At 36.5% G+C, this 23,117-nt stretch carries 19 protein-coding genes; 12 read left to right on the forward strand and 7 right to left on the reverse strand.

Annotated features, from left to right (window positions below):
- Positions 1-348 precede the first annotated feature (348 nt).
- Positions 349-852, reverse strand: a complete 504-nt coding sequence (locus JL102_RS01515; protein WP_202241914.1) for a hypothetical protein — start codon at positions 850-852, stop codon at positions 349-351.
- 184 nt (positions 853-1,036) lie between these two features.
- Between JL102_RS01515 and rplU the strand changes: the two genes are divergently transcribed.
- The 7 genes from rplU to JL102_RS01550 all read left to right on the forward strand — a co-directional run bounded on the left by rplU (position 1,037) and on the right by JL102_RS01550 (position 12,140).
- Positions 1,037-1,396 (forward strand): 50S ribosomal protein L21, encoded by a 360-nt coding sequence (gene rplU, locus JL102_RS01520; RefSeq protein ID WP_202241915.1) that lies wholly within the window; start codon positions 1,037-1,039, stop codon positions 1,394-1,396.
- Positions 1,397-1,466: 70 nt separating this feature from the next.
- Complete coding sequence (gene rpmA, locus JL102_RS01525) at positions 1,467-1,724, forward strand: 50S ribosomal protein L27 (protein WP_202241916.1); 258 nt, start codon at positions 1,467-1,469, stop codon at positions 1,722-1,724.
- 372 nt (positions 1,725-2,096) lie between these two features.
- Entirely contained in the window at positions 2,097-5,330 is a 3,234-nt protein-coding gene (locus JL102_RS01530; RefSeq protein WP_202241917.1) for a SusC/RagA family TonB-linked outer membrane protein, read from the forward strand.
- A gap of 17 nt (positions 5,331-5,347) precedes the next feature.
- Entirely contained in the window at positions 5,348-6,790 is a 1,443-nt protein-coding gene (locus JL102_RS01535) for a SusD/RagB family nutrient-binding outer membrane lipoprotein (protein ID WP_202241918.1), read from the forward strand.
- 24 nt (positions 6,791-6,814) lie between these two features.
- Complete coding sequence (locus JL102_RS01540; protein ID WP_202241919.1) at positions 6,815-8,152, forward strand: hypothetical protein; 1,338 nt, start codon at positions 6,815-6,817, stop codon at positions 8,150-8,152.
- A 115-nt stretch (positions 8,153-8,267) separates the two neighbouring features.
- Entirely contained in the window at positions 8,268-10,928 is a 2,661-nt protein-coding gene (locus JL102_RS01545) for a TonB-dependent receptor (RefSeq protein ID WP_202241920.1), read from the forward strand.
- Positions 10,929-11,033: 105 nt separating this feature from the next.
- The gene (locus tag JL102_RS01550) at positions 11,034-12,140 is read left to right on the forward strand and encodes a DUF4249 domain-containing protein (RefSeq protein WP_202241921.1); all 1,107 of its coding nucleotides are present in this window, start codon (positions 11,034-11,036) and stop codon (positions 12,138-12,140) included.
- Positions 12,141-12,151: 11 nt separating this feature from the next.
- Here JL102_RS01550 and JL102_RS01555 read toward each other — a convergent pair whose 3' ends face one another.
- From JL102_RS01555 to JL102_RS01580, 6 genes are all read right to left on the reverse strand, one after another.
- Entirely contained in the window at positions 12,152-12,700 is a 549-nt protein-coding gene (locus JL102_RS01555; RefSeq protein WP_237390295.1) for a rhomboid family intramembrane serine protease, read from the reverse strand.
- 132 nt (positions 12,701-12,832) lie between these two features.
- Positions 12,833-14,236 (reverse strand): dihydrolipoyl dehydrogenase, encoded by a 1,404-nt coding sequence (lpdA, locus tag JL102_RS01560; protein ID WP_202241922.1) that lies wholly within the window; start codon positions 14,234-14,236, stop codon positions 12,833-12,835.
- Positions 14,237-14,239: 3 nt separating this feature from the next.
- Complete coding sequence (locus tag JL102_RS01565) at positions 14,240-14,893, reverse strand: hypothetical protein (protein ID WP_202241923.1); 654 nt, start codon at positions 14,891-14,893, stop codon at positions 14,240-14,242.
- The gene (locus JL102_RS01570) at positions 14,890-15,285 is read right to left on the reverse strand and encodes a DUF6452 family protein (RefSeq protein ID WP_202241924.1); all 396 of its coding nucleotides are present in this window, start codon (positions 15,283-15,285) and stop codon (positions 14,890-14,892) included. The genes JL102_RS01565 and JL102_RS01570 overlap by 4 nt, the downstream gene beginning before the upstream one ends.
- 49 nt (positions 15,286-15,334) lie before the next feature.
- Positions 15,335-16,891 (reverse strand): 2-oxoglutarate dehydrogenase complex dihydrolipoyllysine-residue succinyltransferase, encoded by a 1,557-nt coding sequence (gene odhB / locus JL102_RS01575; protein ID WP_202241925.1) that lies wholly within the window; start codon positions 16,889-16,891, stop codon positions 15,335-15,337.
- A gap of 17 nt (positions 16,892-16,908) precedes the next feature.
- The gene (locus JL102_RS01580) at positions 16,909-19,629 is read right to left on the reverse strand and encodes a 2-oxoglutarate dehydrogenase E1 component (RefSeq protein ID WP_202241926.1); all 2,721 of its coding nucleotides are present in this window, start codon (positions 19,627-19,629) and stop codon (positions 16,909-16,911) included.
- A 274-nt stretch (positions 19,630-19,903) separates the two neighbouring features.
- Here JL102_RS01580 and JL102_RS01585 point away from each other — a divergent pair, with 274 nt between their 5' ends.
- From JL102_RS01585 to rplS, 5 genes are all read left to right on the forward strand, one after another.
- Complete coding sequence (locus JL102_RS01585; protein ID WP_202241927.1) at positions 19,904-20,440, forward strand: 30S ribosomal protein S16; 537 nt, start codon at positions 19,904-19,906, stop codon at positions 20,438-20,440.
- A 5-nt stretch (positions 20,441-20,445) separates the two neighbouring features.
- Positions 20,446-20,970 (forward strand): ribosome maturation factor RimM, encoded by a 525-nt coding sequence (rimM, locus tag JL102_RS01590; RefSeq protein ID WP_202241928.1) that lies wholly within the window; start codon positions 20,446-20,448, stop codon positions 20,968-20,970.
- 1 nt (position 20,971) lies between these two features.
- Positions 20,972-21,646: a tRNA (guanosine(37)-N1)-methyltransferase TrmD gene (gene trmD, locus JL102_RS01595; RefSeq protein ID WP_202241929.1), complete on the forward strand. Its 675-nt coding sequence runs from the start codon at positions 20,972-20,974 to the stop codon at positions 21,644-21,646.
- A gap of 13 nt (positions 21,647-21,659) precedes the next feature.
- A complete protein-coding gene (locus JL102_RS01600) occupies positions 21,660-22,490 on the forward strand; it encodes a sensor histidine kinase (protein WP_202241930.1) in 831 nt (276 codons plus the stop codon).
- 164 nt (positions 22,491-22,654) lie between these two features.
- Positions 22,655-23,008 (forward strand): 50S ribosomal protein L19, encoded by a 354-nt coding sequence (gene rplS, locus JL102_RS01605; protein ID WP_202241931.1) that lies wholly within the window; start codon positions 22,655-22,657, stop codon positions 23,006-23,008.
- Positions 23,009-23,117: the final 109 nt, after the last annotated feature.

The raw sequence follows: 23,117 nt of genomic DNA on the forward strand, positions 1-23,117 counted from the left end.
TAAGTTGGAAACTTATTATTTATTAAAATGTACCAGAGGTCAATGTTTAATTAAAACGAAATATTTGTCCTAAAAATTACAGGTACATTTCAGAACGGTCATAGACTCTGTAGCCTTGAAAAGCTGATGCAAAATTAAGAAACGAGAAGAAAAATCAAAGCTGATGGCAGATCGCATGTCCTACGCTGCTTATTCGATATAATTATTTGTTAGTCAATGATTTACCATTGTTTTTTCAATTGTTAGTTTGCCTCTGAGGGGCTGGAAAAGGGGTTGAAAAAATCTTAAAAAGTTTTCCACAAAATCAAGCTGTTGAAGTTCACTTGAAGCAATATTTCTTACATTAGATTATCTACCTACCAGCCTTTTTTTAAGATCGTTTGGTACATAAGTTAGATGGGGCTGTTCCTTATTTATAAACCATTCTGGAGGGCCATAGTAGGCCGTGTTAGTAACTGGATCTACAAATTTTATATAATCTCCAGACCGGTGTTTGTTAGATAAAGCTGCTGATATTGAGCTTCTTACCTTGTTTTTGTCTAAATCTGGTTCTTTACTTAAAATAAAATCTACAACCTCTGCTGAGGTCATGATTTGTTTGTTAAGTTCTTGATAATAAGTGATTTTTCTTGACCATGGCCACTCTTCCTGATAGCTATTGTTTTGATATTTTGACTTGCTAGTGGGTAGGTTATCATGGAAGATGGGTATACTCGTAAGCGCGCTCATATGATTTTCAATATCTTCTATTTCTCTCTGAAACTCAGCTATTTTGTCTTGTAGCATACGCTTACGTTCTGAGAGCGCTTTCAGGTATAAATCCGCGTATTTTTCTGGTATATTGAGTTTCATATTATGAAAAGAAATACGAAGTTAAAATAAAGCGTTTGATAATTCCAAGCAAGTCAAGCAATATAAGCAAGCTAAGCAAGCAAGATGTGTCTTAAGAAAGGTAATAATTATCATCCAAACAAGTGTTTGATATTTAATATAATTGGTTTAACTTTGCAGTCCATTTTAAAAATCTATAAGTTACATGTACGCAATAGTTGACATAGCCGGAAAGCAGTTCAAAGTAACAAAAGACCAATTCGTGTATGCTCCCAAGATGGAGGGCGAAGAAGGCGCTTCCGTTGAGTTCGGTAACGTATTGTTATTAGGTGATGGCAATACGATCGAAGTAGGTGCACCATTAGTAGAAGGTGCCAAAGTATCAGGAAAAATCCTGGGTCATGTAAAAGGTGATAAAGTAATCGTCTTCAAAAAGAAAAGAAGAAAAGGTTACAAGAAGAAAAACGGTCACCGTCAGCAATTTACCAAAATACAGATAGAAGATATCGTTGGTAAAGGAAAAAAGACCACTAAAAAGAAGGAATCTACAGAAGAAGCTGCTTAAAGCACTTCCTGTTAGTTTGAACTAAATTTAGAGAACAGATACTTAAGTATAATAAAAACATTTAACGAACATGGCACACAAAAAAGGAGCTGGTAGTTCTAAAAACGGTAGAGAGTCGGAAAGTAAACGACTAGGTGTAAAGATCTTCGGTGGACAGCAAGCTATAGCTGGAAACATTATCGTAAGACAAAGAGGAACCAAGCATCACCCAGGTAAAAATGTAGGTATTGGTAAAGATCATACCTTGTTTGCTCTAACTAACGGTGTTGTTACCTTTAAAAAAGGAAGAAATAACAGATCATTCGTATCTGTAGAAGCTCAGGCGTAAGCTTTTTATAAAAAACGCATTATATAAGCCTTCTCGATGTATTTCGAGAAGGTTTTTTTGTTTATACCACTTCAGAGTATCCTCAGGTAATTGGCATTATGATTTTTTTAAAAAAAAGAGGATTATTTTAGAACTATTTGAAAATTAGTTGTTTATTGTTTTAACATTGGTACGCAGAAAACGATTCAAGTTGTAATTCACGCAGTTTTTTATTTAAATCTATGCTTTAAGGGTAAAATCGAAATTTTGTCTCAATATTTCATTTGAAATCAAAATTGGATTTTGTTTTTACATTGACCTGTGTTAATTTGGCAACTTGGTATTTCTGACAGAAGTACCATTTCTAACTAAAATAACCTAAAACAACTAATTATGAGGAAACTATTACTATTTATGAGTTTTTTCGTGTTCTCGCTGGTTACGTGGGCACAAGAAAGAACTGTTTCCGGCAAAGTGACGTCTGCAGCGGACGGATCAGGTTTGCCGGGAGTAAACGTTATTGTGAAGGGGACATCTAATGGTACGGTAACGGATATTGAGGGTGCCTATACTCTTAGCGTTCCTGAAAATTCAACTTTGGTTTTTTCTTTTGTGGGTTTAAAAACTCAAGAAATTGCAGTTAGCGGACGAAGTAAAGTTGATGTGCAGATGGCCAATGATGTTCAGCAGCTTACAGAAGTAGTTGTTACAGCAATGAACGTTTCTAGAGATAAAGCTTCATTAGGCTATTCTCAGCAAACATTAGATTCTGATGCTGTTAGTAAAGTAAAGGAAAGTAACTTTATAAATTCATTATCAGGTAAAGTATCAGGTGTTCAAGTAAGAACAAACAATACCATGGGAGGCTCAACCAATATTACAATTAGAGGGAACTCTTCTTTTAGTAATAATCAGCCTTTATTTGTTATTGATGGGGTACCTATTAGCAACCAGACTAATAATACCGCTAACCAACAGGCTGGTAACGCTGGGTATGATTATGGTAATCCCGCCGCAGATATTAACCCAGAGGATATAGCTTCTATGTCTGTGTTAAAAGGTGCGGCAGCTACGGCGCTTTATGGATCTAGAGGACAAAATGGTGTTATATTAATCACTACTAAAAAAGGTTCTGGAAAAAAAGGTATTGGAGTTGACTTTTCTACAGGGGTTACTGTAGGTAAGGTGAATAGAAAAACTTTACCAGAGTATCAGAAGCAATATGGTGCAGGCTACCTCCCTTCATATGGCGAAAATGCTGATAGTTATTTCCTACAAGAGGATATTGACGGAGATGGACAATTAGACTGGGTAGTTCCTACTAATGATGATGGTTCTTATGGAGCAGCATTTAACCCGAATTTGAATGTTTACCAATGGGATTCTTTTATACCAGAATCAGAAAACTTCATGAAGAAACAACCTTGGGTGGCTGCAAAAAATACTCCTAATGACTTTTTTGAATCTCAAGTGACATTAAATAATAGTATCGCATTTTCAGGAAGCACTGAAAAAAGTACTTTTAGGTTAGGCTATACTAATTTGAACATTGATGATATTATGCCGAATTCATCAATGAATAAGAATACTATTAATTTCACGGGATCATCTCAGCTGACCGATAAATTATCTGCGGATGTATTGTTCCAATATAATAAACAAGATCTTGACGGTTTGTTCTCAACAGGTTATTCTGATAACATCATGACTCAATTCCGTCAGTGGTGGCAAGTGAATGTGGATGTAAAAGAACTTGAGCGTTGGTATGATAGAACGGGCAAAAACTATACTTGGAACGCTGCAAATTATAACAATCCAACTACGCCAATTTACTGGGACAACCCTTACTGGACAAGATATGAAAACTATAGTACTTCAACTCGTGACCGTACTTTGTCAAAAGTTGGATTAACCTATAAAATTAACGAGTGGTTAACATTCTCAGGCAGAGCGTCTATAGACCATTATACCGAGGTGAGGGAAGAAAGAAGAGCTGTAGGTAGCGTTCCAACGGCGTTTGGTGTAAATCTTAATGACGTTGGTTCTGGTTACCAAAGAACTGATATTGAAAACACGGAATATAACTATAATGGTATTTTAAGTTTCAATAAACAATTGAGTACAGACTTTTCTTTGGATGGTTTGATCGGTTTTAACCTTAGAAAGGAAAGTTATAATTACAGCCAGAAATCAACTAGTGGTGGACTGGCAGTACCTGGTTTATACGCGTTGAGCAACTCTGTTAATGCTAATCCTTTTCCTTATGAGTTTTTGTGGGAAAAAGAGGTTTATGGCTATTTTGCTAACGTAAACTTAGGGTATAAGAACTTCTTATATTTTGATGGAAACTATCGCGTAGATGTTTCTTCTACTCTTCCATTGGATAATAACCAGTATGATTACTACTCATTAGGTTTAGGTTTTGTATTTACTGAAATAGTAGATATAGACTGGATTGATTTTGGTAAATTGAGAGCGAGTTATGGTACAGTAGGTAATGATACTAGAGCTTTAAGAGTTAAAGATTATTTCCTAAGACAAAATAACTTTGGAAATTCAATTCTTACTTCTCTTCCTAATACCAAAAACAATGATATTCTTGAGCCGGAGCAAACTCGTGAGTATGAATTTGGTGTACAGCTAACGGCTATAGATAGAAGAGTTAACTTAGATGTAGCTTACTACAACAGAACAACTTCTGATCAGCTACTAGATATTGATGTTTCAGGGGCTACTGGTTATACAAAGAAATTTGTAAATGCAGGAGAGATAAGAAACAAAGGTGTTGAAGTTGTGCTTTCAGGTGATGTCGTGAGAAGTAATGATTTTAAATATAATGTAGCAGTGAACTTTACTAAGAATAAAAGTGAAGTTTTAGAGTTGTTAGGTGGAACTGAAAACTTTGTTATTCAAAGTTTTGGAGGAGGTATTACTTCTAATGCCACTGTAGGTCAGCCTTTCGGAGTGTTTAAAGGCACGGGTTTCAAATATTTAAATGGAGAGAAAGTAGTTAATTCTGATGGTCTTTATGTATCAGAAGCAGATCAGATTATAGGTGATCCAAATCCAGATTGGATTGGAGGTGTAACCAACTCATTTTCTTACAAAGGGGTTTCACTGAGCTTCTTGGTAGATGTTCAGAAAGGTGGGGATGTATATTCACTAGATATGCATTACGGACAAGGTACTGGTTTGTATGAGAATACTGTAGGTCTGAATGATAAAGGAAATCCTATTAGAGATGCTGTATCTGCAGGTGGTGGCGTTCTTAATCCTGGAGTTAACGAAGATGGATCTGTAAATACCACTTATGCAGATGCTAATTACGCAGGAGCATTTTATTGGGGTAATAGTGATTACAACCCTAGCGCAATGACTATGTATGATGCTTCTTACGTTAAGTTGAGAGAGTTGTCAATTGGGTATCGTTTACCATCTAAATGGACTGATTCTTTTGCTCAAAGTGTAGATTTATCAATTGTAGGAAGAAACTTATGGATAATTCATAAAAATGTACCCTATGCAGATCCTGAATCAGGACTTGGAGCAGGCCCTGCACAAGGTTACCTGGTTGGATCATATCCTACAGTTAGAACTTTAGGTTTCAAAGCAGACATCAAATTTTAATTTTGAACTAGAGACACATGAAAAAAATTATATATATATTAACCATTGCACTCTTTTTTATAGGGTGTGATGATAGGCTCGATGATCTCAATACGGATAAAAGAAATCCTTCGAGCGTTGGAGCTGAGAGTTTATTTACGCAAGGATTGAGAGAGACATATGATAATATGCTCAATACCAGCGTAAATGAAAACGTATTTAAATTATATGCTCAATATTGGGCTCAAACTACTTATCCATCGGAAAGTCAGTTCGATTTGACGTCGCGTAATTTGCCAAGGTCTTTTTGGAATAATGCCTACAGAGATGTGTTGATTGATTTCAAAACCGCCAAGGATATTATTAAGGAAGAGTTGGCATCCGGAGAATCTACACAAGAGGGTGTTCTTAGAAATCAATTGGCTGTAACTAACATAATGATGTCATATGTATATCTAACGTTAGTGGATGTTTTTGGTGATGTTCCATATACAGAAGCTTTAAATCCAGATAATTTAACACCTGTTTATGATGATGCAAAAACTATCTATTTGGCAAGCGTTGATAGCTTGGATGCTGCTATTGCAGCTATAGATACAGAAAAAGAGGCTTTTTCTGCAACGCAAGACCCAGTTTATGACGGTGTTTCAGCTTCTTGGGTTAAGTTCGCAAACTCTCTAAAGTTACGTGTAGCTATGAGATTGGCAGATGTTGATAAAACTACTTCTATAGCTATATTTAATTCTGCTGTTGAAGGTGCGTTTAAAAGTAATGCTGATAATGCGTCTATCATTTATTATGGAAGTGCTCCAAATACAAATCCCTTGTATGAGGATTTAAAATTAAGTGGGAGAAATGATTTTGTGGGATCAAATACATTTATCAATATCTTAAATAACCTTAACGATCCAAGAAGATCAATTTATTTCGCAGAAAACTTAGGTACTGATACTTATAAAGGAGGTATTTATGGAAGCTCTAACGGTTTCACTTCATATAGTCATATAGGAGATCTTTTTTATACTCCTGATTTAGAGGGTACCATATTTAATTATGCAGAGGTTGAGTTTTTAATGGCTGAAGCTGTAGCCAGAGGTGGCTATAATGTGACAGGAAGTGTTGAAGATCATTATAATAGTGGAATTAAGGCATCGTTTGATCAGTGGGGAGCAGATGGTTATGAAAATTATGTTGCACAATCTAGTGTTGCTTATGCAAGTGCTTCTGGTGATTACAAGCAAAAGATAGGTGTCCAGCTGTGGATAGCACTTTATGTTCAAGGTTTTGAAGCATGGAATACATGGAAGCGCCTTGATTTTGCAGCATTTAATGCACCTCCTGGAAAGACACTAAATGATATCCCTGTAAGATTTATTTATCCTCTCAATGAAGCACAACTTAACGGTGAAAACCTAAAAGCTGCTCAAAGTAAAATAGGAGAGGATAAGGTTTCTACTCATCTATTCTGGGACGTAAACTAAGCACAAAAGATTAATAAGAGTAATATGAGAAAATTAACAAAACATTTAATTATATGCCTACTTGTGGCTTTTGTGGTAGCATGTAGCGATGATGATGATTTCAGCGGCCCTTATAGGGTAAACATTGATGGATCTCCTAGTGTAGCTCCGTATTCTAAAGCTACTTATTCTCTAGGTGATGTTAATAATCCAGGTGAGTTTACTTGGACGTTAGCAGGTTCTGCAGATATAGTTGGAGCTACCAAAGGAAGTTCGATTGAAGTATCTTTCAAAGAAGTAGGAACTGTGGTTTTAACAGTAACTAATGGAGTGGAAACTGGAACTTTTGCGATAGCTGTAGCTGGTCCTGATGCTGGGGTCGAAGTAAAGTTTAGTAAGGAGCATAAGTATGGAGTATTGAAGGAGGGAGTTAGCGATACTATATTCTTCGAGTTTGCGTCTCCGATTATGAAAGATTCTGTTATGTTTTCTACTCTAAATGAGGAAGATACAACAGACTTTAATGAAGGAGAACCTTTCTTAAATGCAACCTTGGGAGATGTACAATTATTGCCTAAATCAGAGAAAGTCTATTTTGGCATCTTTACAGCAGGATCAGGAAACGGTACACCGGAAATACTTATTAGGAAAATAGTGAATACAGAAGAGTACGGTGGAGCCAGAGTTGATACTGTATATGTTAGAGGTTATGAGGTGGATAATATAGAGCCAATAGCTCATTTAAGTTTTTCACCTGGTTACGTCTCTGATATAGATTCAGTCTCTAGTAAATTAACTGCTGAGTTTACGGAAGAAATTAAGCCTGCTGGGATTAAAAAAGAGAAAGATAAAGATGGCAATGATGTCGAGTATCCTTACATATTAGTGGAGCTAACTTCTGGTGTTAATACACTCAGGGTGGATACATTATGGCAAGGAGCTACAGTGAAAACTTATGAGAAGCAATTATCTTTCTATAAAACTGGATTAGCTGATGGAGAGATAGAGGCTGAGCTTTTAAATATTGAGGATTTGGGTGGTAATAAGCTTGATCAGCAAATTACAGACATGCCTTTAATGCTAGATAACACCAAGCCAACAATTAATGCTACTGCTGTTAGTGTAGCTGGTACTGTGGTTAGGGTGTCAGCTGCTATTGGTGACGTTAGTGGAGGTACTATCTATTATGCAATATTACCATCTGACCAACCCGCAATATCTAAAATCGGGGATTTTGGAAGTGGAGTTGCTAATGGTAGCGGTATGATTTCTGTTGAGGAATCTGTTTCTATTGCTACTGGAGATTATGTGATTTATTACATAGCACAGGATTCCGCAGGGAATATAAGTGATGTAACATCTGAGGCATTTACAGTGAATTAAAATTCGAAATATAGGATAATTAAAGGCTTCTCTTAAATAGAGAGGCCTTTTTTTTGTGTAATATTTTATGTAATTTATGCTGTTAATAATATAATTTGGACAATAATTGAAATTGATGTATTCTATTAAAATCACCTTGTTGGGTTCTTTTGTATTCATTTTGTCGTCAAGTTATGCTCAGGATTTAAAGAGTGTTTTTATAGATAAGGATGCAAATGGAAAAGTGCTCAGTGAGTTGTTGTATAACTTGGAAGATGATTATAATATAGACTTTATTTTCAACGAAGAAATGATAATGCCTTATACTGTACAAGAGGTAAATGGCAGAATAAGAATAGTTGATTATCTAGAGTACTATTTAGTCTTATACAAGGTGCTTACTTACGGAGATCATGTTGCCGTTATTGTTCCGAAAAGTGAATCTCCCGGTTTTGTTAAAGAAGGAGTTAACTTGTATGTTGTTAGCAATGAGAGTTTTATTGGAAACCTTGTTGATGGAAGCAACAGTCAGTCTGTGATTGGAGCTCAAGTATATTTGAATAAGGATTCTAATACAGGAACTTTAACTGGAGCTGATGGAAGTTTTGAAGTTGATAATTTATCAAGCACCTATAATATAGTTAATGTAAAATATGTGGGGTATGAGGGCCTGTCTTTGGTTATTGCTCAAAGTAAAGTTTATGGGCAAAACGAAGAAATTAAGATAGAGATTTTTCCTGAATCTAAGGAGCTGGAGGGTGTGGTCATATCAGCTAGAAAGGAAGATGCCAACTTTCAAAGTAAAATCACAGGTATTGAATCTATGGGGATTGAAACTCTAAAGACATTACCAACTTTCTTGGGGGAAGTGGACCCGATTAGAGGCATTACTACATTACCTGGGGTGAGTACTACAGGAGAGTTGTCTTCTGGGTTTAATGTAAGGGGGGGGGAGATTGGTCAGAATTTGATTATGCAAGATCAAGCCATTATGTATAATCCATCACATATGTTCGGTTTTTTCTCAGGTTTTAATCCAGATATGGTGAGTGATATCGCTCTTTATAAAGGTGGTGGTCCTGCTAATTTAGGAGGGAGACTTTCTTCTATTCTGGATGTGAAGTTGAAAAATGGGAGTTTGGATCATTATGCCATTAGTGGTGGGATAGGTTTAATTTCCAGTAGACTGAATGTGGAAGGCCCCATTGGCTCTAAAGTATCGTTTATGGTAGGAGGGAGACTTTCTTACAGTAATTGGCTTCTACATGCTAACGATGATATACAATTGAAGCAAAGCTCGGCTAACTTTAATGATATCACTGCTAAGTTATTATATAATATTAGTAAGAAAGATATAGTAAGTCTAACGGCCTATCGAAGCTATGATGATTTTAAGTTGGCAAGCGATTCTACCTTTAGTTGGGAATCTCAAAATTTGGCTATTAATTGGGATCATAATTTTAATGATAGGCTTGCCTCAAATTTTTCCCTTAGCTATAGTAGTTATTTATCAGAAGTTAATAATCCAAGCCCTGTTGACGGTTTTAGTTATTATAATGGGATAAATGATGTTAAGTTAGGGTACGCGGCCGATTGGGAACAGAACCAAGATGTTACGTATAAGGTAGGTTTAGAATTTTTATATAATGACATTGAGCCAGGCAAATTAGAAACTCATGGTGAGCAGGTTAGTATTGAACCCTCCAATATGCATAATCAATATAGTTTGGAGTCGGCTTTTTTTGCGCAAGGTGATTGGTCCATAAGTGAGGAGTTTTCTATAGTAGCAGGGATCAGATATTCTCACTTTTCACGGCTGGGGAAGGATGTTATTTATGACTTTGATTATGATCGTATCGAGTCTCGTTATCCTACTATACAGGATTCCACCTTATATGATTCTGGAGAGAAGATTATAAGTTATCATGGGTGGGAACCTCGTATATCTTTGAGATATTTAATGAATAGCTCGAGTTCTTGGAAGTTAAGTTATTATAGATCTTATCAATATCTACACCTAGTTTCTAATACTACAGCAACTACCCCACAAGACTACTGGATTAATAGCGGACCTAGCTTAAAACCCGAACGAGGAGACCAGTTTTCTGTTGGTTTCTTTAAGAACTTTGATACCAATAATTATGAGTTATCAGCAGAGGTTTTTTATAAAACGACTAAAAATGCTATAGATTATATTGACGGAGCTGATCTTACACTAAACCCTTCTTTAGAAGAAGGTATGGCCAGAGGAGAGGCAAAAGCTTATGGTCTGGAGATGATGATAAAGAAGAAGTCGGGTAAAATAAATGGATGGATATCCTATACTTATTCTCGTAGTAAAAGAAAGTTTAATGATGATAGTAGGGGTGAACAGTATGTGATTAATAATGGAGATTATTACCCCTCAGCCTATGATCAACCTCATAATGCTTCGCTAGTATTAAATTATAGAACTGGCTTGAGAGGTGTATTGTCATTAAATTTTAACTACAGTACTGGCCGGCCGATTACTATTCCTATTTCTAAGTTTTCTTATGATGGTTATTTGGCGGTTTTGAATTACTCTAATAGGAATGAATATCGAATACCTGATTATCATAGGTTGGACCTTTCATATACCTTGAAAGACCGAAAGTATAAGGGAAGAAAGGTTACTGGTGAATGGGTATTCTCACTTTATAATCTGTATGGTCGAAAAAATGCTTACTCTATCACTTTTGATCAGTATGGTAAGGCCACTAAAACATCCATTTTGGGAAGTATTTTTCCTTCTATTTCATACAATTTCAAAATATAAATAATTATAAGCCTTTTTAGAAGAAAGTAAGGTCAATTTTATTTGGTAGCTGATAGTTCTAACAATGAATTAGACTACAAAATGCTGATAATTAATTTAGGAACAATGAAGAGAATTCTGATATATATTATACTATTTTTCAATATAATCAATGGGTGCAAAGAACCTTATGATTTTAACGTTGAAAATGAATCAACTAATCTAGTAATTGAGTCTATGATATCTAATAAGTCTTATTTAGATACCAAGGCTTATCCTTCTGATGGTAGGTATTTTACAGTGAAATTGTCTTTAACAAATAGCGTTAAGAATACTCGCCCGGCTAAGGTGAATAATGCTGAAGTAAGACTTGAAATGTCAGATAGCTCATATCTGGAGTACACCCCCTCGGGACAGGAGGACGGCTTGTTTTACTTAGAGCATGATAATTTCAAAGCAAAAGCAGGAATTGGCTATAGGTTGAAGGTAATATATGATGAAGTAGAGTATACCTCTTCATGGCAGTATTTACCTAAATATGTGTCAGATGACCACATAGACACTGTTTCTTTTGATGAGGTAGAAAAGGATATAATTCCTGCAGGTAGTTTGGATAATGAAATAGTGTCCGTTAATGGTATCATGGTTAAAGCCAGTATGGGGAATAATACAGTAAATAATGAGGTGTCTTATTATCGATGGAAATTTCAAGCTATGTGGGTATTTAAGGCAGCAATGGTGGGGCCTGAAGATCCTAATAAGGTTTGTTGGGTTACCGATAAAAATTATTTAAACGGATACGTTATGGGGAAAGGGGCAGGAGCTTCTCATGAAGAGAATTTGTTCTTTGTGCAAACGCATGATAATGAAAAGATATATTATGATTATTCAGTATTGATCATCCAAGAACATTTGAATAAACCAACGTATGATTTTTGGCTGGAAATGCAACAGAGCATAGATGATGGCCTTATTCCTTCTGCGCAACCTTATAATTTGCCTACTAATTTCTCGTCGAAATTACCTGTAAATGGATTCTTTTCAGTAGTAGGGGAAAGTGCTTATAGATGGTATTTTAAAAAGAGTCAACTATCATATTATGTTGAAGATGACCTACGATATAATTGTATATACTATAAAGATTTAGGTCCTTATGCTGAAACTTGTCTAAGTTGCTTAGCCTATTCAGGTAGTCCTACCACTAGAAAACCGTCTTGGTGGAAACCAAATTAGTTTATTAATGATCAAAACAAACTAAATTCCTTCAATTGGTTGAAGAAGAGAATTAATACTTCTGGGTATACGCCAATAGTGAAGGCAATGCCGAAGAGCCCGCCCCAGAGGTGGGCATCATGATTGATATTGTCGCCTCCTTTTTTACCCATGTATATAGAGTATGCGACATAAATTGCTGCCCATACTAGCCCTGGTAAACCAATAATTCCGTATAAATAGAGAGGTTCATTGGGGGCAAATAATACGAAGCTAAAGAGTATAGATGAAACTCCGCCTGAGGCGCCTAAGGCATTGTAATAGGCGTGTTCTTTGTGTTTTAGGTAGGTAGGGATGTCTGCTACTATTATACCTAGTAAAAACATAGCAGCATAAATAATGAGGCCCATAGAGCCAAAAATAGTAGTAAAGATGTATTCTATATTTTTACCAAACATCCATAGTACAAACATATTGAAGATGAGGTGCATGGTGTCATTATGAATAAACCCGCTAGTAATAAACCGATAATATTGCTTGTATTTATTGACACTATATGGATTGAAAATCCATTTGTTCATTATGTGAGTATTATTCCAAGCATAAAGCGAAAGAATAACATTTATAGCAATAAGAATGACAGTAACTGAGATCATAAAAGGTAAAGGCTGCCTTTTTCATAAGACAGCCTTTTTATTTTGTAACTATATAATTTATACGTGAAGCGCTCTGTTATCAGTGGCAGCAAGGCACGCTTCTTTTACAGCCTCCATATAGGTTGGGTGAGCATGAGACATTCTTGATACGTCTTCAGCTGCTGCTCTGTATTCCATAGCTGTAACACCTGCAGCAATCATATCTGCAGCTCTAGGGCCAGTAATGTGTATGCCTAGAATCTCATCCGTTTTTTTATCTGCTAATATCTTTACCTGACCGTCAGTATCCATACTTGCACGTGCTCTACCTAAGGCTTTGAATGGAAATGAGCCTACTTTATATTCGCTTCCTTTTTCTTTAAGTTCTTCTTCGGTATAGCCCACTCCTGCTACCTCTGGCCATGTATACACCACCCCAGGTATAAGACGATAATTTATATGAGGCTTTTGTCCAGCAAATTGCTCTGCTACCATCACTCCTTCTTCTTCTGCTTTATGGGCAAGCATAACTCCTTTTACTACATCGCCAATAGCATAGATATTGTCAACACTAGTTTTTAAATGTTCATCAGTTTCTATTCTGCCTCTCTCATCAGTTTTGATTCCAACATTTTCAAGCCCCAACCCTTCAGTATATGGCTTTCTGCCTATTGCCACTAAGCAGTAATCTCCTTTTATTTCTACTTCATTGCCTTTTTTATCTTCTGCTTTTACAATTACTTCCTTTCCTGTATTTTCTACAGAAGTTACTTTATGGCTGGTTTTGAAGTCTATTCCTAAGTTCTTTTTGCTGGCTCTGGTTAGCTCCTTGCTCATAGTGCTATCCATAGTAGGTATAATTCTATCTAAATACTCTACTACAGTTACTTTAGCTCCAATTCGAGCGTATACTGAACCTAGCTCCATTCCAATTACTCCTCCACCCATTACAATCATGTGTTTAGGAATTTCTTTTAGCTCTAGAGCCTCGGTGCTACTGATAATCCTGTCTTTATCAATTTTTGCAAATGGAAGATCTGCTGGTTTTGATCCAGTAGCTATTATTATTTTTTCAGTAGTTATTTGTTTAGCCTCTCCTTCTGAAGGAGTGATTTTGATGGTATTTTTATCCACAAATGAGCCCACCCCATGGAGAACATCGATTTTGTTTTTCTTCATTAGAAACTCTACACCATCGCATGTTTGCTGTACCACATCAGCTTTTCTGCTGATCATTTGCTTAAGGTTAGCCTTTGGTGTGTTTATTTCTATACCATGTTCTTTGAAATGGTTAGTAGCATTATGAAAATGCTCAGTAGAGTCTAATAATGCCTTTGAAGGTATACATCCTACATTAAGACAAGTACCTCCTAAAGTGTTATATTTTTCAATAATGGCAGTTTTAAAGCCGAGTTGAGCCGCTCTTATGGCCGCCACGTAGCCACCAGGGCCTGAGCCTATTACTGTTACTTGATAATCCATAATTTAAAATTTATATCCGATTTTGACGGAGAGTCCGCCGGTCATAAAGCTATTTTCTTCGGGTCGTTCAAAAATGTTAGTTACGCCGCTTCCAGGTACTATATAAACTGGAAAATGCGGCTGATTGTAATCGTCTAATACAGTCGATATTTTACCAGTAAGATCTAATATGAAATGCTCCGAGACCATTTTTTTGTAGCTTAGCAAGTATGCCAAAGAGTATAACTTGTTGCTCTGTTCCAAATTTGAAGTATAATCTCCAAAGTAAGGTCCATCAAAGATTATACTGCCTGTTTCTGTAAAGTCAGCATAACTTACTTGCATTCCTATAAAAAGTCCCTGAGCAAAATATTGCTTAGATGCCACTATTTGGTATAACAGTCCAAACTGGTAGTAATTTCCTTTATTAATATAATCTAGCTCCTTGTACAAACTGGATCTTTTGTATTGAGAGTGTCCATATGTGAAGTTGAAATTCACTCGGTCATGCTGCCAAGCTAATTCAGGTTCTAATACGTATCCTCTTTGAATAGCATAGGCTTGTTTTAATAGTTCTAATTTTAGAAAAATGGCATCTCTTTCTTGAGATTCTTCCGTCTGTGCTGGTAAATTTCCGGCTATGACAAGAAAAAGTATAAGTATAGATGCCTTTCTCATTCTATTTCTACGTGATATTCATAGGAACTTACGTATACAGAGTCAAATGTGGTTAAGTTACCGTTTTGCAGATCCTTTAACTCTAACACAAAGCCACAATCTTCTGAAAGATATTTAGTGTCAATGGTATAAAGTAACTCTAGTGTATCTTGAGCTGTTTTTGATCTAAAAACGTAGGTAGTAGCTTCTGTATTGAGGTTAATTGGAAGACGATATGTGCTATCCTTGAGTTCTATATATTGTCTGAATCCTGGCTTGATCCCATAGACTTCGGTGAAGCTGAGTGAATTTCTAAATTGAACCGTTACTTGCGGCTCTTCATTGAAATATGGATCACAAGCAGAGTCATCGTTAATACAGCCCATGATTTGCATTGAGACAATGCAAATCATGGCTATAACTGTAAACTTTATATGCTTAAAGGATAACATATTCGCGGAATTATATTCCCAGCATTAATCTTGCAGGATCTTCTAAAAGCTCTTTTACTCTTACTAAAAAGCTTACAGATTCTCTTCCGTCAATTATTCTGTGGTCATAAGATAAGGCTATATACATCATAGGTCTAATTTCTACCTGACCATTAATGGCTACTGGTCTCTCTACTATGTTGTGCATTCCCAATATGGCTGATTGCGGAGCATTAATGATTGGTGTAGACATCATAGAGCCAAATACACCACCGTTAGTAATGGTGAAAGTACCACCACTCATCTCATCGATAGAAAGTTTGCCATCTCTAGCTTTTACAGCCAGTCTTATGATTTCACTTTCAATACCTTGGAAATCCATAGATTCAGCATTTCTTACTACAGGCACTACAAGTCCTTTAGGTGTAGAGACGGCAATAGATACGTCACAGTAATCATGGTAAATAATTTCATTACCATCTATAGCCGCATTTACTGCAGGCCATTCTTTTAATGCCTGGCAGCAAGCCTTTGTGAAGAATGACATAAAGCCTAAGCCTACACCATACTTTTCTTTAAACTGATCTTTATATTTTTTCCTTAGATCCATTACAGGTTTCATGTCCACCTCGTTAAATGTGGTGAGCATGGCCGTTTCATTTTTAACAGAAACCAACCTTTTTGCAATGGTTTTTCTCAAGTTGGTCATTTTCTCTTTTCTTTCTTCACGAGAAATACCACCAGAGTATGAAGGTCCACTTTCTTGAGATGCTTTTTGCTCTTTAGAGGCCTCTTTCTTAGCTGTTTTTTGTGCGGCCTCGGCATCTTCTTTAGTTATTCTGCCATCTACACCTGTACCTTTTACATCTTTAGGATCTATCCCTTTTTCCGCTAATATTTTGGCAGCGGCAGGAGAGGTATGGCCCGTAGCATAAGTTTGGTTGCCGCTAGATGTTTGAGCATCAGGCTTAGCTTCAGCTTTCTTTTCAGAAGAGTCACTAGCAGATGCCGGAGCGCCTTCCATTACTTCTATTTTACAGATTAACGCACCTATTTCTAGCGTGTCTCCTTCTTGAGCTTCTATTTTTAGTATACCATTAGCTTCAGCAGGTAATTCAAAAGTAGCTTTATCTGATTCAATCTCAGCAATGGTTTCATCCATCTCCACATAATCACCATCTTCTTTTAGCCATGTAGCCAAAGTCACTTCAGTGATTGATTCGCCAAGTTCAGTAACGTTCATCTCCTTTACTTCACCTGTTTTTTTCCCTTCAGAAGATTCTGTATTTGATGTATCAGCTGATTTTTCTGTAGAAGCTTCATTTGATGAGGAAGAAGCCCCGTCTTTTTTAGCATCAGTATCAATTTCTGCTATAACGGATCCCACCTCTACAGTTTCGCCTTCTTCTACTTTTATTTTTAATATACCTGCAGCTTCTGCTGGAAATTCCTGAGTAGCCTTGTCAGTTTCTATTTCAGCAATAATTTCGTCTTGCTCCACATAGTCTCCATCGCTTTTTAACCAGGAGCCAATGGTAACTTCAGTAATAGATTCTCCTACTTCAGGGATTTTTATCTCTAAACTCATGGGGTTATTTTTTAATGTTATTTTTCAAATGATTTTTCTACGATTCTGGCTTGTTCATCTTTGTGAACTTTAGCGTAACCAATGGCAGGAGAAGCACTCGCTTTTCGAGAAACTAGCTCAAGGCCATAGTCACCCATGAATCTCTGGATGAAGAACCAATATCCCATATTAGCAGGCTCTTCTTGTACCCACGCCAATTTAGGATTATCATATTTCTTTAATATTGCGTCAATCTGATTTTTAGGGAAAGGATAAAGCTGCTCTACACGTACTATGGCCACGTCTTTAACTTCGTTTTTCTCTTGCTCCTCTAATAAATCATAATATACCTTTCCTGTACATAGGAGTACTTTTCTAACTGACTTATCCGTAACATAATCGTCTCCAATTACTTCTTGGAATTTACCTTCAGTAATATCATTTAATGGAGATACCACTTTAGGGTGTCTCAATAATGATTTAGGAGAGAAAACTACGCATGGCTTTCTGAAATTCCAGGTTACTTGTCTTCTCAGTAAATGGAAAAGGTTAGCCGGTGTAGTCATATTAGCTATGATCATGTTTTCTTCTGCGGCCAGCTGTAAGAACCTTTCAGGTCTGGCATTGGAGTGTTCAGGTCCCTGCCCTTCATAGCCATGAGGAAGTAACATTACTAATCCATTCATGCGCTGCCATTTAGATTCAGCACTTACTATGAACTGGTCAATCATTACTTGCGCACCGTTAGCAAAATCACCAAACTGAGCTTCCCATATTACCAAAGCATTTGGTGTGGCCATAGCAAAACCATATTCGAAACCTAGTACTGCAAACTCTGATAATAAAGAGTTATAGATTCTGAATTTCTGCTGGCCTTCTTCTATATGATCAAGGTTGCAATATGGCTCGTTAGTGTTGGCATCAAATATATAAGAGTGCCTATGAGAGAAGGTGCCTCTTTTTACGTCCTGACCAGACATACGTACTAACTTGCCTTCAGTAAGTAACGAACCATAAGCAAGTAATTCCGCATCTGCCCATGATAGCTCTTTTTTCTCAAAGAAATTAACTTTTCTGTCTTTGAGTAATTTTTCAATTTGTTTTAATGGTTTAAAACCTTTAGGAATAGAAGTGAGCGCTTTAGCTACTTTTTCTACTACTTCTTTGCTAATGCTTGTGTCTGGAGAACTCTCAAAGTCTGCTGGCTTAGCTTTTGAGAGTAGTTTCCATTCTTCCTCTACCTTTTGTGGCTTGTAAGAGAGGGGCTTTTGCTTTACTTCATTAAGCCTATCCTGAAGTAGGTCTCTAAATTCCTTATCAAGCTTTTTAGCAGCATTATCATCTATATCACCTCTTTCGATTAATGTTTTTACATAAATCTCTCTAGGGTTAGGGTGCTTAGCTATTAGGCTATATAGTTTTGGTTGGGTGAACTTAGGCTCATCGCTTTCATTATGGCCATGCCTTCTATAGCATAAAAGATCTATAAATATATCTTTCCCAAATGTTTGGTTGTACTCTACTGCCAAGCGTGAGGCGAATACTACCGCTTCAGGATCATCTCCGTTTATGTGTATAACTGGAGCGTCTATTATTTTCGCAATATCAGTACAGTATATACTAGAGCGAGCATCATCATAATCTGTAGTAAAACCTACTTGATTATTAATTACAAAATGGATAGTTCCTCCTGTTCTATAACCCGGAAGTTGAGACATTTGAGTGATCTCATAAACTATTCCTTGTCCTGCAAGAGCAGCATCTCCATGGATGAGTACAGACATACCCTTTTTCAAATCGCCGCCGTACTCATCGTCTATTTGTCCACGTGTATAACCAAGAACTACAGGATCCACAGCTTCAAGGTGAGAAGGGTTCGGAGTAAGTTTTACATAAACCTCTTTACCTGAAGCGGCTTTTAAATGACTGGCATAACCTAAATGATATTTCACGTCTCCATCACCCATAGTAAGGTCTGGAGTTATATTGCCTTCAAATTCGCTAAATATCTCTTCATAAGTTTTACCCATGATGTTAGCAAGCACGTTTAAGCGCCCTCTGTGAGCCATGCCTATTACCACCTCTTTTACATCAAACTCAGCTCCAACATTTATAATGGTATCTAGTGCGGGTATTGTATTTTCACCACCTTCAAGTGAGAACCTCTTTTGGCCTAAAAATTTGGTATGCAGAAAGTTTTCAAAAACTACAGCTTCGTTTAACTTATTAAGTATCCTCTGCTTAGTATCACTATTTGGAGTAGTGTCTATGGCTTCTTTCTCGCATTTCTTTTTGAACCACTCTAAGATTTCAGAATCTCTGATGTGCATGTATTCGAAGCCGATTTTGCCCAAGTACACTTTTTCAAGAGTGTCAACGATTTTTTCTAAAGAGGCTTTTCCTATACCTAATATATCACCTACTTCAAATTCCGTTTTAAGATCTTCTTTAGTAAGGTTGAAATCTTCTATATTAAGAGAAACATTATGGTCTCTACGCTTTCTTACCGGGTTGGTATCAGACTTGAGGTGAGCCCTTGATCTGTAAGCGTGAATAAGGTTTCTGACATACATTTCCTTAGAAGAAATGCTATCTTTAGCAGAAGCTCCGTTTTCACCAAATTTTGTTTGAGAAAACTCGAACCCTTCAAAGAATTTTTGCCAGGAGCCATCTACTGATTCAGGATCTTTCTTATATGCTTCATATAATTCATCCAGATAGTGGCCATGTGCATTTGAGATGTAGGAATATTTATCCATGAGTAAAACGTGTTCTTTATTACTGAAACAAAGGTATAGAACAAGATTTTAATAAAAAAACCGTAAACACGCATATGCAAATATCTCTGATTTTCAATTAATTACAGGCATTCTGCTCTATGTGTGTTTTGTTACTATTGAATTTACGGTTTATAATGGAATAAAAGGGGTAAATGTTTGTATAAAAAAAATGTATATATAAAAAAAACAGTTATCTTTGCACTCTTTTAAATGTCGGACGTGTTCCGCAAGATTTAAAAACTAATATAACAAAATGGCAGTAAAAATTAGATTGGCCCGTAGAGGCCGCAAGAAGAGGGCAATGTACGATGTAGTCGTAGCTGATGCCCGTGCACCACGTGATGGTCGTTACATTGAAAAAATCGGAAGGTATAATCCTAACACTGATCCTGCAACTGTAGAGTTGAATGAGGATAAAGCGTTTGATTGGGTAATGAAAGGTGCTCAGCCTACCGATACTGTAAGAGCAATGCTTTCTTACAGAGGAATTATGCTTAAGAAACACTTGCAAATAGGTGTTAACAAAGGAGCAATAACCCAAGAAGAAGCTGATAAGAAATTTGATGCTTGGTTACAAGAAAAAGATGCTAAAATCACTTCTAGAAGAGATCAAATTGCTAAAGATGCAGCTGCTACAGCTAAGGCAAGACAAGATGCTGAGACTAAAGTGAAAGAAGCTAGAGCGGAAGCTTTAAAACAAAAGAATACTCCTGCTCAGGAAGAAGCTCCTGAAGCAGAAGCAGAAGCTCCTGAGGCAGAACAGAAAGAAGAGTCTGAGGATAAAGAGTAAGAGCTATGAATATTGATGAGTGTTTCCAACTTGGGTACATCATCAAAAAACACGGCTTAAAAGGAGAAGTCAATGTCTTATTAGATGTAGATGATCCACAATATTATCAGGAATTGGAATCAGTGTTTGTTGAAATCAACAAAAAACTGGTTCCTTTTTTTATTGATAGCCTGAGCTTAAAAGGTAATAAGGCCGTAGTTAAATTTGAAGATGTGGATACTGCTGAACTGGCTGATGAGCTAATTGGTAATAGCTTGTTTCTGCCTTTGGCGGTTTTGCCAAAACTTAGTGGTAATCAGTTTTATTTCCATGAAATAATGGGTTACGAGGTAATTGATGAAACTCAAGGTAGCATCGGGGAGGTGAAGGATGTGTATGCATCGCCTCAACAGGACCTGTTGGCGGTGGACTTTAATCAGAAGGAAATTTTGGTGCCTATTAATGATGAAATTATACTGTCTGTAAGTCACGAAGAAAAAAAAGTAAAGGTTAGCTTGCCTGAGGGGCTCTTAGATATTTATCTTGAATAATATGAGAATAGATATAATAACCTGCTTGCCTAGCTTATTAGAGAGTCCTTTTGGAGATTCTATACTTAAAAGGGCTCAAAATAAAGGTTTGGTGAGTGTGCATGTGCATGACCTGAGGCAGTATTCTACTGATAAGCATTTGAAGGTTGATGATTATGCTTATGGCGGTGGAGCGGGTATGGTTATGATGATGGAACCCATTCTTAACTGTTTTCGAAAGCTTCAGGCTGATACAGACTATGATGAAATCATCTATATGAGTCCTGATGGTGAGCAGTTTAGTCAGAAGGTGGCTAACGAACTTTCTCTGAAAGGCAATTTGCTTATTCTTTGTGGTCATTATAAAGGAGTTGATGAGAGAATCAGGGAGCATTTTATAACCAGAGAAATAAGTATAGGTGATTACGTGCTTTCCGGAGGTGAATTGGCTGCGGCTGTAGTGTGTGATGCGGTAATCAGGCTGCTGCCAGGTGTGCTTTCTGACGAGACATCGGCACTGACGGATTCTTATCAAGATGACCTAGTGGCTCCGCCAGTATATACCCGGCCTGCAGAATTTGAGGGAATGAAAGTTCCTGATGTTTTATTGTCCGGTAATGAGAAGAAAATAGAAGACTGGAGGTTTGAGCAATCCATAGAACGAACAAAGAAGAGGCGACCTGGTTTAATTTCCTGAAATAATTAACCCTATGGACGATTTTAAGGACAAATGGTTAAGGGCGAGAAAAGAGCTTTCTGAGAAAGAGGAAGAATTGCAAGCTCAGCATGAAGAGCTTACTACTACAATAGAAAATGTAGTGAGTAAAAATGAACAGTTGGAGCAGGTATTAGCTGAGCTGAAAAACCGTAATAAGGAACTTGATCAAATAATCTATCGTACTTCTCATGATCTTAAGTCACCTATTACTACTCTTAGGGGGCTTATGAACCTTATAACTCATGTTTCTGATTCAGAAGAAGTTGATTCTTATGCAGAACTTGCAAATCATGCTTTTTTGGAAATGGAAAAAGTGTTGTTTCTGCTTACCAGGTACTCTTGGAATTTACTTGATAATATTCATTGGGAGTCAGTGAATATTCATGAGTTAGTTGAAGATGCCTTTCATAGCTTGAGATTTATTGATGGTGTGAGCGAGGTGGATATTGCTTTGCCCAAACCTAATCCTCATAAAGCTTTGATAAGTGATAAGGAGAGGTTGAAATTGGTTTTCTTTCAGGTGATTTCTAATGCAGTTCATTTTCGAAATCGCAGCGTAAAATCATTTGTGAAGATATTTGTTTCTTCATCAACAGAGCATTTGATCATTTCTGTGGTAGATAACGGTATAGGGATGAGTGAAGAGATAAAAGCACGCGCCTTTGAAATGTTTTTTAGAGGGGCTATTTTATCTAAAGGACCAGGTTTAGGGCTATATATTTCTCAGCAGATAATTACCAAGTTGAAAGGGAAAATTATTATTGAGAGTAAGGTAAATATGGGGAGTACAGTAACTATAAAACTCCCTTTTAAATTAAAGTAGAGCATTATAAAGGTGAAAATGCTCTTGTTAACAAAAAATTTTATAAACAATAATTCTTAAGACGGTGTGAGTATTTAATTTATACTTATATGGTAGTATATTCTAAAAATTATTTTATATTTGCACTCCGTTTTAGAATTGAGACTTTTTTAGAGATATAGATCATGAATGATATTATCAAATCAATCGAGGCTGAAAACAGCGAGAGAAGAAATTCATTTCCTTCTTTCAAGGCCGGTGATACAGTAAATGTTCACGTAAAAATTACTGAGGGTAACAAGGAAAGAATCCAGCAGTTTCAAGGTACAGTAATTCAAAGAAGACACCCTAATTCTAATGGGGAGACTTTTACTGTAAGAAAAGTTTCTAATGGAATTGGTATTGAAAGAATATTCCCACTTCTTTCTCCAAGTGTAGAAAAAGTTGAAGTAATTAGAAAAGGTAAAGTTAGAAGAGCAAGACTTTACTACTTGAGAGGAAGACAAGGTAAGGCAGCTAGAATCAAAGAAAAGCTGTAATTATCTAAGAAAGAAAATGATTTAGGGGTTTCCATAAAGGTTACCCCTTTTTTGCGTTTTTAATTATTAGATTGCCTTCATTAAATTTCTAATCATTGTAATTAACCTC

Origin of the sequence: Fulvivirga sediminis, from assembly GCF_016757215.1 — a bacterium.
Classification (GTDB): Bacteria; Bacteroidota; Bacteroidia; order Cytophagales; family Cyclobacteriaceae; genus Fulvivirga; species Fulvivirga sediminis.

Excerpts from the sequence above, each read along its gene's own strand:
- JL102_RS01545 (WP_202241920.1), top strand. The coding sequence starts at position 8,268 with ATGTATTCTATTAAAATCACCTTGTTGGGTTCTTTTGTATTCATTTTG.
- JL102_RS01555 (WP_237390295.1), bottom strand. The coding sequence starts at position 12,700 with ATGAACAAATGGATTTTCAATCCATATAGTGTCAATAAATACAAGCAA.
- JL102_RS01600 (WP_202241930.1), top strand. The coding sequence starts at position 21,660 with ATGGACGATTTTAAGGACAAATGGTTAAGGGCGAGAAAAGAGCTTTCT.
- JL102_RS01515 (WP_202241914.1), bottom strand. The coding sequence starts at position 852 with ATGAAACTCAATATACCAGAAAAATACGCGGATTTATACCTGAAAGCG.
- JL102_RS01530 (WP_202241917.1), top strand. The coding sequence starts at position 2,097 with ATGAGGAAACTATTACTATTTATGAGTTTTTTCGTGTTCTCGCTGGTT.
- JL102_RS01550 (WP_202241921.1), top strand. The coding sequence starts at position 11,034 with ATGAAGAGAATTCTGATATATATTATACTATTTTTCAATATAATCAAT.
- trmD (WP_202241929.1), top strand. The coding sequence starts at position 20,972 with ATGAGAATAGATATAATAACCTGCTTGCCTAGCTTATTAGAGAGTCCT.
- rpmA (WP_202241916.1), top strand. The coding sequence starts at position 1,467 with ATGGCACACAAAAAAGGAGCTGGTAGTTCTAAAAACGGTAGAGAGTCG.
- rimM (WP_202241928.1), top strand. The coding sequence starts at position 20,446 with ATGAATATTGATGAGTGTTTCCAACTTGGGTACATCATCAAAAAACAC.
- JL102_RS01565 (WP_202241923.1), bottom strand. The coding sequence starts at position 14,893 with ATGAGAAAGGCATCTATACTTATACTTTTTCTTGTCATAGCCGGAAAT.
- JL102_RS01580 (WP_202241926.1), bottom strand. The coding sequence starts at position 19,629 with ATGGATAAATATTCCTACATCTCAAATGCACATGGCCACTATCTGGAT.
- rplU (WP_202241915.1), top strand. The coding sequence starts at position 1,037 with ATGTACGCAATAGTTGACATAGCCGGAAAGCAGTTCAAAGTAACAAAA.
- JL102_RS01535 (WP_202241918.1), top strand. The coding sequence starts at position 5,348 with ATGAAAAAAATTATATATATATTAACCATTGCACTCTTTTTTATAGGG.
- JL102_RS01585 (WP_202241927.1), top strand. The coding sequence starts at position 19,904 with ATGGCAGTAAAAATTAGATTGGCCCGTAGAGGCCGCAAGAAGAGGGCA.
- odhB (WP_202241925.1), bottom strand. The coding sequence starts at position 16,891 with ATGAGTTTAGAGATAAAAATCCCTGAAGTAGGAGAATCTATTACTGAA.
- JL102_RS01570 (WP_202241924.1), bottom strand. The coding sequence starts at position 15,285 with ATGATTTGCATTGTCTCAATGCAAATCATGGGCTGTATTAACGATGAC.
- lpdA (WP_202241922.1), bottom strand. The coding sequence starts at position 14,236 with ATGGATTATCAAGTAACAGTAATAGGCTCAGGCCCTGGTGGCTACGTG.
- JL102_RS01540 (WP_202241919.1), top strand. The coding sequence starts at position 6,815 with ATGAGAAAATTAACAAAACATTTAATTATATGCCTACTTGTGGCTTTT.
- rplS (WP_202241931.1), top strand. The coding sequence starts at position 22,655 with ATGAATGATATTATCAAATCAATCGAGGCTGAAAACAGCGAGAGAAGA.